Origin of the sequence: Chamaesiphon sp. OTE_8_metabat_110 (assembly GCF_031382685.1) — a bacterium.
In the GTDB taxonomy this organism is placed as follows: Bacteria; Cyanobacteriota; Cyanobacteriia; order Cyanobacteriales; family Chamaesiphonaceae; genus Chamaesiphon.
On record NZ_JANMZA010000443.1, the window covers coordinates 1 to 12,777 of the forward strand.

A 12,777-nucleotide genomic window follows, 5' to 3' on the forward strand; every position below is an offset into this window, starting at 1 on the left:
CTAGGGGTGAGGGGTAAAAGGTAATGAATCTGTGTATACACAAGTCTGTTAAAGTTGCTGCATAGCCCCTCTACCCCACACTTCGGCAAGCTCAGTGCATCGCCCCAGCCCTCCCCTTATAAAGGGGAGGGAGCGAAAGCCCCCCCTTTATAAGGGGGGGTTGGGGGGGTAAACCCAGCGAAAACGAAGCCCAGCCGACTTGTGTACACAAGGTAGGGTAATGAATGGGGTCGATATTCGATGTCGATCCCCAGACATCTGCGATCGTGGAGATGGTACTCACTGAATTCGATCGTCACTAAATACCACAGCTAATGGTTACTCTTGGGCTGATTCCTTGCGTTGTGAGAATCCCCAGGTAAAAATAATTGCCACTAGCGCGATCGTGATTTGTTCGGGAATCTCCAAATCGGGATAGAGTGCGCGAACTAGCAGCTTAACTCCCACCAACCCAACGGCAACATAACCAGCGTCTTCAAGATGGGTGTATTCTCCCAACCAGCGGATAAATAAGTCTGCCATAAACCGGAGTAAAATAATGCCGATCGTCGCGCCAGCAATCACCAACCAAGTATCGGTTGATACCGCGATCGCGGTGGCTACGCTATCGAGCGAAAACGCCAAATCGGTAATAGCAATAATCGGAATCACTTGCCACAGCGAAGTGTATTGAGGACGTAGTGGTTCCCCATCCTCATCTTTACCCGCTGTAAAGTACTTAAATACCAACCACAGTAGATAAGCAGCCCCCAACACCTGAAATTGCCAGTAACGCACTACCCAAGTAGCAGCGACGATTAGTGTCATCCGGAGGATATAGGCAAAGAGCAGACCGAGATTTAGGGCTTTGGGACGGAGTTTTTCGTCAACCAAGCCTTGAGAAATGGAGGCGAGGGCGATCGCATTATCGGCTGATAGTACAGCTTCTAGCGCGACTAGCACTAGCAACAAGATTGGTGTAGACATACCAATATCTATTGGTAACTCGATCGGTTTGTCTATCATCGATGAAGTAAAGAGGATTGGATAGTGTAATGGTAATTTTCAGCTAGCAGCGACACCTGAAAATTTTAAGCTGTATCGGTGGGATCGCGCCACTATCATTTTACCAAACTTAGCTGCTCTTACCCTCTTTTACCCGATCGCCATCATCGCACCGCTCCAAAGATCGATCGCCGCGCTCTTGATTTGATCAGTCTGCGAAATTGTCAGAACTAGCAGAAAATTGCTAATCTACTCGACCTGATATTAACAAGCTAGTGCCGAAATTATTTAGCAATCGATCGATCGATTGTAATATTTATCACGTTTTAATTAATCCTTGACAATTCAAGATCCAGATTGCTGCACTCACAAGGTTTGAGGTTTTATCGATCGCGATCTGGCTCAAATTGTTCGAGCAAACGCCGATTTTGAGTAAATTAGCAATAGAGAAAAGTACTGTTTTAGATCGATATATTTTTTTAAATTGCGTATTTAGTCGTATTAACAAAAATGACGAAGAAATATAGTATCTAGGTGATTTACTTTCAAAAAACACATTTAGCACGTTCGCTAAACTCCTCACCAACATTGGATCGCGCCACTTATCTTTAAGGATTATTCAAATGATCGAAGTAAAAAAGCAAGTTAAATATCTGATGTGTGGCGGACTAACGCTGTTTGCTCTAGCTGGAGCAGCTCCTGCTCATGCGGTATCTTTTGTGAACACTTTTCGCCCACCGGGGAACACTACCGAAGTTGGTACAGTAGATCCAGCCACCGGGGCCTATACTCGTTACAGTTCGAGTGCATTACAGTTGACTGACATTGCATTGAATGCAGCTAATCAGTTGTATGGCGTTACCTACGATCAATTATACCGACTTAATGCAGGAACGGATACTCAAGCAATCGTAGGTGACTTAGGCGTAACTGGCATTAACGGTCTAGCCTTTGATAACAACAATAATCTATATGGACTTGGGGGACGTAGTAGCTCCATCGGCGTGGGGAACCCTGGCTTTTATAGTATTAGCACTACCACTGGTACTGCCTCATTAATTAGCAACCTTGGTGCGTTGGCACCCACAGCATTTGGTAACGGTAACGCAACTAACGGTGATAGTAGCGACCTTGTTTTCAATCCCAGCACTGGCGAGTTCCTGGCTGTATCAGGAAATAATAATGCTCAGTTGTTATCGATTTCCTTAACTGGTACGACGAGAACAATTGGTGCTGGCACTGGCTTCAACTTCGTTTCGGGATTGACGTTAGATGGTGGTGTCTTGCGGGGGTATACTACCAATAAAAATCAGATTACGATCGATATCGCTACCGGAGTAGGTGCTTTCGATAAACAAGTCAGCGGTATTGTAGTATTGCTAGATGGCTCTAATTCTTCGATCGGGGGTGCCGCATCAACCATCTCTGCAACGGCAGTGCCCGAACCAAGTGCGATGGGAGGGTTTGCCTTTTTAGGCGTTTGTTTTGGTGCCCGGATGTTGCTCAAGCGCAAACAGCGACTCATCGTTGATGCTAACGATGCAGAATAGCATTTTTGCCTAATTATCTCGATCGTCATTGTATACTGCTGGCGATCGATCCTACCAAGCAGCAAAATAGGCATGAGCGATCGTCTCATGTCTATTTTGCTTTAATCTACTAGGTTTTAGATACATTTAGAACGATCTCCATAGATGTATTCGAGTAGAAATCGATCGAGTTCACATAGCTTAGTAATTATAGTTACAAACTAGTGTTTATGCACTAAAATATTAAAGCAAAACTAAATCTATAACTTAGCGATTGCTTGGTGCAATTTCTAGGCGGGGCAGCATCCACAGTGGATGTCAGTTTTCCTCAACTTTACTTATTACCTAACCTATGAATAGCTGCATTTTAATGGCGGAGATTATCAAAAATCCCGAGCTACGCTACACTGCTGATAACCAGATGGCGGTAGCTGACATGTTCGTTCAGTTTTCGCCGCCACCGGGTAGCCGTCCCGAGGAGCGACACCCGACAATTGAAGTTGTCGGCTGGGGCAATTTGGCAACAGAAATCAAGGAAAATTATAAAATCGGCGATCGCGTGACGATCGAGGGTCGTCTAGAAATGACGACAATGGAGCGGGATGGCTATAAGGAGAAACGTGCCAAATTAGTTGCCAGCCGCATCTATCGAATTACGGCTGTAGATACTCCTACCGCACCAATGGGTGCATCGGCATCTGTCGCCCCCAGTTCTCCCCCAGCCAGTACTAGAGCGACTACCACAGCCGCGCCTCGTGCTGAAGAACCACCAGCATTCGATGCAGACGATCTCGACAAAATTCCTTTCTAATCAATTCTTTGGCAGTTTAGCAATTGTCTCTGTGCTGCTAGATCCCCGACTTTTCTAAAAAGTCGGAGATCTTTTCGATCTAAGCGCACTCTTAAAAGAGATCGTCTTATCGATCGACTTTACAGCGAATCGATAAACACCTCATCCGTCCAACTACCATGCAAGCCGTAGGGAATATGATGAGTCAGATGTAAAGTCGCGACTGCTCCTTTGGTGAGATCTGCGGCGTCGAGGATGACTACAGCAGATCGATCCTTCTTCCCATCATAAATCATCAAAATCAGCCAGCCATCGTCCTCCTGAGTGCCACCAGGACGCTGTACGAACACGGGTTCGTTGACATATCCGGTTGGGGCTGCCGTCCATAACTGTTGTGCGCCAGTTTCGCGATCCAATTTGAGGATGCTTTGAAGGGGTGCGTTGCCGTCGAGGGTTTGAGCGGCACCGAGATAGACGTAGCGATAGGGATTGCCAACGTTGGCGGGGTTAATGGTGGGGAATTCACAACAGCGGGGTTCGACAAGGTGACTAGTAGCACGATTGGTTGCTAGATCTAATTCAAATCGCCAAAATTGTCCTGGGGTGAGCGTCCCAAAATCGATCTCGCGGAAGTCTTTGTCGGGTTCGACTTCGGGAAAAGTTGCATAAGCAATTGAATCGATCGAGATCTTACCATTTTGCTCGAAGGCATTGGCATGGTGGAAGACAAAACCCGATTTAGTTTCCAGCGTCCGCATTTTTTCACCACTGTGCGGATTGCGGGGAATGACGATGATTTTTGTGGGTTTTTCGGGTTGGAACTTAACACATTCACCCGCACCTTTTAGTCCAAACAGGAAGGGAAAAGGATTGAAGCCAACGGGATTTTGGAAGAAGATGCAGTAGTTGGGCGTAATCGCAAAGTCATGAATGAAAGCAAAGCCAGGAATGGTATGCGAATGCTCGACGACAACTTTACCATCGAGATCTAGTTCGTAGATGGTAATCCCTGTTAGCAGTCCAGTAGTATCAAATTTGCCCGCTTTTAATCCAAAGTTCACCATCCGCTCTTGTTTGGGATCGAATAGTGGATGCGCGGCAAAGGGATCGCCAGGTTTGAGGGTATTATTGAGATATTCTATTCCTAATGTGTCTAAAGTTTTGGGGTCTAATCGATGGGGTTCGGCTGCTTCCCACAGCGCGAGTAATTTACCACCCCAGTAGACGACTTGGGTATTGGCAATATTCTTGAGGTTGACATCAAAAGCGTTATTCAACCAGCCACCAGCTTTTTGGGTACCAAAGACACCACGATAGAGAAATTTACCAGCAGATTGTTCGGCTACATATGCCTCTGTTTTGACGAAGCGATTGCGAAAGTGAGCTTTACCATCTTTAAATGTAATCCGACAAATCATCCCATCGCCATCGAAAGGATGACGGACGGATTCATCATTGATATCTAATAATCCCGGCCCATTTCGGAATAAAGTCCCGGTTAATTCGGGGGGGATTTGTCCTTCAATTTCAGTTATTTGATAATCATATTCTTGCTTTTGCGAGCGATATCCTTGTTTCCATTGCGCTAAATTATATGGACGTTCGGTAGCTTGGGTTTTCATGGGATGTGGAGGAGAAAATATTGAATTTAGGAATTAGCTTTCTGAATTCGTTTCGAGCAGTTCTGGTAACAGATCGGGGATAAAAGATCGATCGCCGATAACGCCTGCTTGTTGATGCTCGGCACTTCCAGGTGGAATCGCTCTGAGATTTGCTGGGGCTAGTTCTGGCTCATCATTTGGTAGCAGGTTGATGAAGGTCAAGGGGAGCATACTGCCAATGTTAGCGATTAAGACCAATAACCATAATTTATCAAAGTTAGTATCAGTAATGCCGAGGATGTGGGTGAGGATCGCACCACCTTCTTTGGAGACTAGTCCAGATAAATTCAGCACTGACATCAGCAAGGCAAATAACGTCGCTTCAATTCCGGGCGGACATAATCTAGCCGCTAATACCAGTACGGGCATAAAAGTTAATTGCCCCATCACTGTCAGGATCAAGCTATCACCCAGTGCAAACCAGTGGTCGTCGATGCCGAGCGATCGATTAGTATGAGTAACCAGTAGTAGTGCTGTCAAACCCAATATGGATGAAAATAAGGTCGTCCAAATAAAGATTTGCCGAAACGGGATGGTTTTTAAAAAGCGTTGGAATAACCAGACTCCGAGTAATGATGCCAAACTAGTTACCAGTCGCACTCGTCCCAGAAATTCGGGTGTAAAGCCCAACTCATTGGTGCTGAAGTAGAAAAATGCTGAATCGGCTGTCGGCGTACATTGCCAGATAAATAGGAATAGTGTTGGCATCCAGATCGCTTTTTGAGTCAATGCTTGCCACAATTGCTGCATTTGCTCTTTGACTATCGTCTGGCGATTGCCATCAGTGATGGTAATCGGTGTTTCGGCAATCCACAGCGCTGCTGCTGACACTAGCAGCGGAAAAGCTGCCGTAAATGCAAACACAGTGCGGGTACTAAAGTGCTGGAGGAGCAAGCCGCTAAAATAAGCAGTTAATAGTCCGCCAACGGCTGACGCGCCCCAACATAAAGCTTGCAAAGAACCAGCCTTACCGACAGATTCATCTCTGGCGCGTTCGACAATCAGGGAATCGACAATCACGTCGCTAAATGCTACCGACAATGAGGTAATCGAGATCGCAATTGTCGCCGCAGCAGCGGTATGGACGAGATTTGCCAAACTCAACCATGCCCCGACACCGAGCAACCCCGATAAAATCAGGTATGGTCGCCGCCGATATCCAAAAATAGGCAAACCATCGGAAATAAAGCCAAACACGGGTTTAATTACCCACGGGAGGGCAGCTATGCCCATCAACGCCGCGACTTCGGCTGGCGATAATGCTAATTCGTCTTTGAGGAAAAAGCTTACCGCCAATCTGGAGATACCCAAAATACCCTGGACGGCATATACCATCAGGATTGCCAACAGTTCGGGACTCGGTTGGTGTCCGAACAGAATCTTGGTAAGTATCGAATTTGGCGGATCTTCTGCTGATGACTCGGAACGCTCGGTTAGCATTGTTAATAAATGTTACGCGATATCTAAGCTCTATGTTAACTCATCTTCACAAAGCAATCGGGGAAGCACACCAATTTGTTGAACTAGGGCGAGAGATGTCATTGTTGTAAAACGACAAGACAGCGCATCAAGACAGTGGTAAATTCCGAGGTCAACGCCGGATTCACGGTGGTCGGAAGGAATGGCGATCGTTATCGCTACGCGGACTAGGTGATTTGTATGAATGTAGGGTGTATTATCGCTCAAGCTTAACGCACCGAATATCTAAAATTAAATCGATCTCTCTAAATAAAGGTCTCTTGGCGGGAATTGGCTGCAAACAATCTTGCCGTAACTTATCTAATTTATCAAGTGCCAACTTTTGCCCATCAGCCTCTGGCACCTGAGCGCGATCGAGCAAATCTTCGAGTAAACAACCAAATGCTCTTACCTCCAATCTTTCTAATGCTGCACCCACGATCGAATCGTTGAGATCGTAGCTAGAAGCCGCCCCAAAGTCCCCTAACAAACTATGATAGTCTCCTCTATTCACTAGGATATTGTGAGCGTATAAATCGCCGTGCATGATACCCTGAGCGTGCAAATGTGCCGCTGCTGAACAAATCCCGATCGCGATCCGCAAAATTGCCGCTACGCTAAAAGATGTCCCCGTAGCATAAGTATCTCTAGTACAGCTATCCAAGCTCGGCGGGTTGCCCAAATTTTGATAATCAGGCGAAATTAATGATAGTATCAAACCCGATCGATTGTCAGGCAACCCACCAATTTTACCCAATGCGCCGACCAAATGTGGATGCCCGCCAGCAGCCAGACAAGCATTCATTTCATCCGCTGGCGTACCATCACTCGTCATCGCCCCTTTGAAAATCTTGATCGCCACATCAGTCGGTGCTTGTCCTGGCGATTGCCACACACCCTGAGAAATAATCCCCGAAGCACCCTCACCCAAGGTATCCGCGAGAGTCAAATCTGCACACGGAATGCTGGGTACAGTTGACGATAAATTAGCCGTACAACACGGATTGCCAGCATAAGCCAACCACGACAGCCGAGGCAGGCTAAATAACCAGCTTGGCAAATACTCCAATCGATTTGCCGCCAATCTAATCAGCTCCAAATTCTGACAAGCCGCCATCTCATCCGGTAGCGATCGCAATTGATTTCCAGCTAACATCAATTTTTGCAGCTTTTCAAGTCTCCCGATCGATTTGGGTAATTGCTCCAACTGGTTATCAGTCAGGATCAACCACCTAACACCCAGCGGTAAGGCATTCTCGCCCAGCACCCTAATTTTGTTAGATTTGAAACCCACCATCGACAGGCTCGGACAATCTGCCAATACTTCAGGAACCTCCTCAAAATCATTGTTACTCAGAAAGATAATTTTGAGCTTATGTAAGCGTCCCAGATCTGCAGGTAAGGAGCGTAAACGATTATCAGACAGGTTCAATATTTCCAGAGAATCTGCCAAGTCGAAAATCTCGATCGGGAATTCCGTTAAACCCGCCGCTAAATCCAGCCGTTTAATCCCCTGCAATTTACCAGAGCGCAGCAAGTCGATCGTTTCCATGTGTTACTAATATTTAGATCTGTGAAAAGCGATCGAAAAATTTCGGCTCAGAACCCCGTAGCGATTGTAGCAAGTTTTGAGTAAGTCGAAGTTGGGCATTGACCATTGGTGCATTACGTTAAACTAGTAATAATGTCAGCTATGAAATAGTTTTATGTTGTCCGCCGAACAACTCACACAAGCAGCCTTATTATTACCCAGTGCCTCTAGAGCAAAACTTGCTGAAGAACTAGTGCAAAGCTTGGAATTCGATGTCGATCCAGCCATCCAAACAACCTGGACGAATACCGCCAAGCAACGCCGCGATGAGATTCTCAATGGTACCGTCCAAGCAATTGACGGACAGGACGCTCTAGATCGAGTCAGACAGCTCTTGGAATAATGAAATATGTCCTTCATCCAGCCGCCCTCACTGAATACGCAGAAGCGGTTCAGTACTATGCCCAAAATCGGACACAATTGGCACAAGCATTTATTGATGCAGTAGAAAACACCATCTATCGAATTCGCGAATCGCCTACCAGCTACCAAACTATCGATGAAGATGTCCGTCGATGTATGACTCGAAAATTTCCATACGGCATCCTGTACACAGTCGAAGAAGATGAAATCCTTATCTTAGCCATCATGCACTATAGTCGCGAACCAAATTATTGGAAAAACCGGAGAATCAACACAGATTAGATCTGAAAGCATAAGAATGGAATCGATATTGGTATGTTATGTCTAATACAAGTCCCTTAAATATCCTTCAGCGAGGTGTTGCAGAATGGAATCTATGGAGAGAGCAACAATTTAAATTTGCTCCCGATCTTAGAGGTGTAGATTTGAGCGATCGTTACCTCAGTCGTATTGATTTCAGGAATGCTAATCTTAGTGGTGCAAATCTGAGTAATACTTACCTTAATCGAGCTAATCTTAGTGGTGCAAATCTTAGTAATGCTAATCTCAGAAATGTAAATCTCAGTCATAGTTATCTGAATGGTGCAAATCTGAGCAAAGTAGATCTTAGCAGAAGTCAATTAGAAGATACCAAGCTTACTCACTCTAAACTAATTTATGCCAATCTGACTGAAACTAAACTTGATAATGCAGATTTTAGTCATACTAATCTCACTAATGCTAATCTTAATAGTACTCAGGCTCTAGGCACTAACTTTACAAGCGCAATCTTTACCGGAGCCTGTCTAGAAAATTGGAATATTAACAAATATACTAATCTAGATAAAATTATCTGTAACTACGTTTACCTAAAAAACAACCAACAGAAACGTTACCCCATTGATGGTAACTTTGAAGCTGGATGCTTTGCCCGTTTCTTTCAACAGACCGTTGAAACCTTAGATTTAATCTTTTCAGATGGGATAGACTGGAAATCTTTTTCTATTGTATTTCAAAAAATTAATACATCTTTAAAATCAAAAGCTACAGGTGGGAAAAATCAATTAGACGTTTGTGCTATTGAAAAACGAAGTGATGGCAACTTTGTAATTCGTCTAAATATATTTAAGACGCTCGATAGAGCAGAAATTGAAGCAAAATTTCAAATACTGTATGAAAAACAACTTAAAATCCAGATTGAAGAATATCGCCAACAACTGCAATTTAACGATTCTGATGTTCAACATTATTTCCAACAGAGTGCCAATCTTAGTAATATAGTACACGTATTACAACAAGTATTGCCAAACTCCTGAATCAAGTATCGATCGATTGGCGATCGCGTGTAATCCGTCAACATCGATCGAGTATCTGCAAAGATTAAGTCAAGATGCTCATAATCTGGTTAGAGATATCGCAAGTCAGATAGTACTAGATTAGTTAACCGTTAGTATCTAGCCAAGCGGTTAAATCTTCCATTCCAGCAAAGTCTAACAGAGCCTCACCTAGATCTTCTAGTCTTTCTAAAGGTAGGGATTTGATCTGTTCCTGAATCTGTAGTGATACATCTCCAATTCGACGATTCAGTTGACGCAAAATCAAAGTTTCTTCTCGGCGTTCGCCAAGTTTTCTACCCCGATCTTCGGCTGCTTGGATCTCGGCTAGATATAAAGGTGATAATTGCATAATCAGCTCCTGATCTTCTGTTTTGCGACTTTTTTGGGCTTCTAAAATGATTCTGAGGTTTCCAAATAGCTTGAGCGCATATGTACGATATGGACTATCGACAGTTAAGCCAGCTACTTCGGAGATTGCCTGTTGTTGGACTTTACCTTTGCCCAATAACCGAAACCATAATGTGTCTGGAATCGATGGTAATTGGTGAATAACGATAATCCCCGTCTTCTGCAATGGTGGCAATAAGTACACCCCATCTCCCCAACTTACTTCATTTATAGCACCAAAACCCGTTAATGTTGGTGCGGCTAATGTGGGGGTGAGAATCCACAGGATCGGAAGTTCGGCATCGGTAAGCTTGCGTCCATCTTTTTTAGCTTGTCGAACTGTTTCTCGATGCAAATCGTAAAGTTTGGACATACAACTCCGAATCTCGGCGGTGCTGACGGGGTTTCGGAATGGTTCAAATACGGCGGGTTGCGCCGCACATCGAGCGAGGAGTCCGAGGTCGGAGATTCTGGTAGGATCGTTATTAGGGTTAAAGTAGACATCGATCTCTCTTACTTCACTATCGATAGTGAGAGCGGTTGTTACTTGTCCGCCTGGAGCCAGCAGCGACTCCAGTAAGTTTTTCGCGAATTGGTCGTGAGGAAATTGGGTCATGCGTGGAACTAGTTTTCGCCTAAGTGCTACCTAAAATGCCTACGATTGAAATCGTGGCTATTGCTGCAAAGTCCGCCTACGCGGACTAAATTTGTCAGTCCGCGTAGGCGGACTTTGTATCATGAGGAGTGGTTTCAACCACTTTGAGTCTAGATAGCAACTTAGGTTAAAGTATGATAAATTCCCCAAATTGCCTTCGCGCGAAGATAGTGACTAGCGAGAAAAGTGCCAGCGGAAGTAATTGCTTCGGGGGTTATAAATTGCAGCCCGTTAGTATATACTTGCTCGACAATTGTCTCGGTTAATTTCAACGCTTCATCCCGCATTCCCATTTGGACTAAAAAGGCAGCTATTCCGAAGTTAATTCCCGTCCATACTTCGAGAGGATGGGTATCTTTGGGATTCGATGGTGAGCCGTCGATTTTGACCCCGTTGGCGGCTCCAAATTTACCGCCTTGGAAATTGAGAAAACAAGATTGATAGACGGTTTCTAGGGCAGTTTTGGCGCAATCTAGGGGCACGATGTCGTCTAGTTTGAGGAGTTTGGCGTAGAATTGACCGCATAATTGATCTGCCATGACTACTTCGGAGCCGCTTTCGGTATCGATGCGGTAGAAACTTCCATTCCAGAGTTGCTGTTGATAGATGGGTTTGGCTGCATCTAACCAGGCTTGATATTGAGGGATGATTTCGGCGGGTTTATGTGATAGTTCGCCGTGGTATTGTTGGGTGAGAATATTCCCGATCGAGACTGCTGCTTCTAATGCTGCTAACCATAATCCGCCACAATAGGCACTGATTCCTTGGAGTCGCCAATCGTCGAAAGTTTGATCGGGTGCGCCGGAGTTTTCGATCATCCCATCATTGTCGAGATCGAATTGTTTGAGGTAGGCTAATGTATCGACGATCGCACTCCAGCATTCGGCGAGAAATTCAAGATCTTTTTTACCTGTAAATACATAGGCGCGATAAACTTGTAAGACAAAATCGCTGCCCAAATCTTTCCACAGATTGCAATCTTGATAACAAGTATAATTCGTCTTTTCCCAGGGATGTTCGTTAGGTGCGCCGAGATCGTGGGGGGTGGCATGGAGCATTTTTCGGGGTGCCATCATCGCATCGCGATCGACATTTTGAGGTCGATCTTCGTAGCCGAATGCGGTTTGGACATAGTAACCAATCAGGCGTTTATTAGTATCTTCGGTATGGATCGCTCTGGCGAAGGCAATGAGGATTGATTTCTCTAATTTTGGCCAGAGTAAGAGTACAGAAAAGGAGCCATATAAGCGGACATCTAAACTTTCATACCACCGATAATCTAAGCATTCTAATACTCCAAATTGACCGACCGGATCGCGATCGTCAGCAGCAGACCATAATGTACCGCCATCGGTGAGTAAATATAGCTCATTAAATAACGCCATCTTGAACCAATCGGGGAGATCCGATCGATCTAGAATTGGTTGTTGCCAGTTAATTATTTGCTCTTGCCAAGTATCGGAATGTTTGAGAGCCGTCCGCACCATCGCCCAACTATTTTCACCCGATCGACCGAAGAAATCTGTATAGCGGCGATAATAATTTACGCCTTTACCAAATTCAGTAATCGGGAAATCCCAAGCGAGAATAAACGGTATTTTTTTCGTTTGTCCGGGTTTGACTGTGAACCGAATAGTTATCGCTGCGGCAATTCTTTCACCCGATTTTGCCTCACTTTCATCGTCGATATCTGGGAGCGAACCATCGGCGGCAAAACTATCCCAAATCTCACCACCATCCCCGATCGGATTCCAGCGGGAATGATAAAATACTTCAATGCTGGGATTGGCAATACTCGCGATCGACCATTGCCCTTCACCCTCACTAGGTACGTCAGATTTATGTGCTTTATCTAATAGACAACCAACGCGATAATTATCGACAATCCACTGATTATAATTGCCTTCACTTTCGCCGATGCGCGGTTGATAGTCATATACCGGGCTACCATCGTCGCGAATCTCAACTTTACTTGACGGACTAGTATTGGCAAACCAACCGACAGTATTTTCCCAGGTGAGCATGATACTCAGAGTAATCGGT

The 12,777-nt window shown here is 45.0% G+C and carries 11 protein-coding genes; 5 read left to right on the plus strand and 6 right to left on the minus strand.

Annotation, left to right across the window (positions count from 1 at the left end; translation table 11 throughout):
• Positions 1-318: 318 nt before the first annotated feature.
• On the minus strand, positions 319-1,005 hold the full coding sequence (locus tag RMO52_RS16180) for a TerC family protein (protein ID WP_396135023.1): 687 nt from the start codon (positions 1,003-1,005) through the stop codon (positions 319-321).
• Between the two features lie 602 nt (positions 1,006-1,607).
• Here RMO52_RS16180 and RMO52_RS16185 point away from each other — a divergent pair.
• A complete protein-coding gene (locus tag RMO52_RS16185; RefSeq protein ID WP_310416156.1) occupies positions 1,608-2,534 on the plus strand; it encodes a hypothetical protein in 927 nt (308 codons plus the stop codon).
• A 331-nt stretch (positions 2,535-2,865) separates the two neighbouring features.
• Entirely contained in the window at positions 2,866-3,324 is a 459-nt protein-coding gene (locus RMO52_RS16190; RefSeq protein ID WP_309743429.1) for a single-stranded DNA-binding protein, read from the plus strand.
• A gap of 119 nt (positions 3,325-3,443) precedes the next feature.
• Here RMO52_RS16190 and RMO52_RS16195 read toward each other — a convergent pair whose 3' ends face one another.
• The 3 genes from RMO52_RS16195 to RMO52_RS16205 form a co-directional block, all read right to left on the minus strand.
• Positions 3,444-4,925, minus strand: coding sequence for a carotenoid oxygenase family protein (locus tag RMO52_RS16195; protein WP_309743431.1), 1,482 nt, complete (start codon positions 4,923-4,925; stop codon positions 3,444-3,446).
• Between the two features lie 33 nt (positions 4,926-4,958).
• Positions 4,959-6,404, minus strand: a complete 1,446-nt coding sequence (locus RMO52_RS16200) for a folate/biopterin family MFS transporter (RefSeq protein WP_309743433.1) — start codon at positions 6,402-6,404, stop codon at positions 4,959-4,961.
• Between the two features lie 235 nt (positions 6,405-6,639).
• A complete protein-coding gene (locus RMO52_RS16205) occupies positions 6,640-7,974 on the minus strand; it encodes a leucine-rich repeat-containing protein kinase family protein (protein WP_310416159.1) in 1,335 nt (444 codons plus the stop codon).
• 154 nt (positions 7,975-8,128) lie between these two features.
• Here RMO52_RS16205 and RMO52_RS16210 point away from each other — a divergent pair, with 154 nt between their 5' ends.
• Genes RMO52_RS16210 through RMO52_RS16220 form a run of 3 tightly spaced genes read left to right on the plus strand, consistent with a single transcriptional unit; the run spans position 8,129 to position 9,671 of the window.
• The gene (locus RMO52_RS16210) at positions 8,129-8,356 is read left to right on the plus strand and encodes an addiction module protein (protein ID WP_310416162.1); all 228 of its coding nucleotides are present in this window, start codon (positions 8,129-8,131) and stop codon (positions 8,354-8,356) included.
• Positions 8,356-8,658, plus strand: coding sequence for a type II toxin-antitoxin system RelE/ParE family toxin (locus tag RMO52_RS16215; protein WP_310416165.1), 303 nt, complete (start codon positions 8,356-8,358; stop codon positions 8,656-8,658). Before RMO52_RS16210 ends, RMO52_RS16215 begins: the two co-directional genes overlap by 1 nt.
• A gap of 38 nt (positions 8,659-8,696) precedes the next feature.
• Entirely contained in the window at positions 8,697-9,671 is a 975-nt protein-coding gene (locus RMO52_RS16220; protein WP_309743442.1) for a pentapeptide repeat-containing protein, read from the plus strand.
• A gap of 124 nt (positions 9,672-9,795) precedes the next feature.
• Here RMO52_RS16220 and RMO52_RS16225 read toward each other — a convergent pair whose 3' ends face one another.
• Together RMO52_RS16225 and RMO52_RS16230 are read right to left on the minus strand one after the other, a co-directional pair.
• Positions 9,796-10,695 carry a DUF4351 domain-containing protein gene (locus RMO52_RS16225; protein ID WP_310416170.1) on the minus strand — a complete coding sequence of 300 codons (900 nt, stop codon included), beginning with the start codon at positions 10,693-10,695 and terminating at the stop codon, positions 9,796-9,798.
• A 161-nt stretch (positions 10,696-10,856) separates the two neighbouring features.
• A partial coding sequence (locus RMO52_RS16230; protein WP_310416173.1) for a GH116 family glycosyl hydrolase occupies positions 10,857-12,777 on the minus strand: 1,921 nt, incomplete at its 5' end.

Excerpts from the sequence above, each read along its gene's own strand:
- RMO52_RS16220 (WP_309743442.1), top strand. The coding sequence starts at position 8,697 with ATGTCTAATACAAGTCCCTTAAATATCCTTCAGCGAGGTGTTGCAGAA.
- RMO52_RS16215 (WP_310416165.1), top strand. The coding sequence starts at position 8,356 with ATGAAATATGTCCTTCATCCAGCCGCCCTCACTGAATACGCAGAAGCG.
- RMO52_RS16225 (WP_310416170.1), bottom strand. The coding sequence starts at position 10,695 with ATGACCCAATTTCCTCACGACCAATTCGCGAAAAACTTACTGGAGTCG.
- RMO52_RS16195 (WP_309743431.1), bottom strand. The coding sequence starts at position 4,925 with ATGAAAACCCAAGCTACCGAACGTCCATATAATTTAGCGCAATGGAAA.
- RMO52_RS16180 (WP_396135023.1), bottom strand. The coding sequence starts at position 1,005 with ATGATAGACAAACCGATCGAGTTACCAATAGATATTGGTATGTCTACA.
- RMO52_RS16210 (WP_310416162.1), top strand. The coding sequence starts at position 8,129 with ATGTTGTCCGCCGAACAACTCACACAAGCAGCCTTATTATTACCCAGT.
- RMO52_RS16190 (WP_309743429.1), top strand. The coding sequence starts at position 2,866 with ATGAATAGCTGCATTTTAATGGCGGAGATTATCAAAAATCCCGAGCTA.
- RMO52_RS16185 (WP_310416156.1), top strand. The coding sequence starts at position 1,608 with ATGATCGAAGTAAAAAAGCAAGTTAAATATCTGATGTGTGGCGGACTA.
- RMO52_RS16200 (WP_309743433.1), bottom strand. The coding sequence starts at position 6,404 with ATGCTAACCGAGCGTTCCGAGTCATCAGCAGAAGATCCGCCAAATTCG.
- RMO52_RS16205 (WP_310416159.1), bottom strand. The coding sequence starts at position 7,974 with ATGGAAACGATCGACTTGCTGCGCTCTGGTAAATTGCAGGGGATTAAA.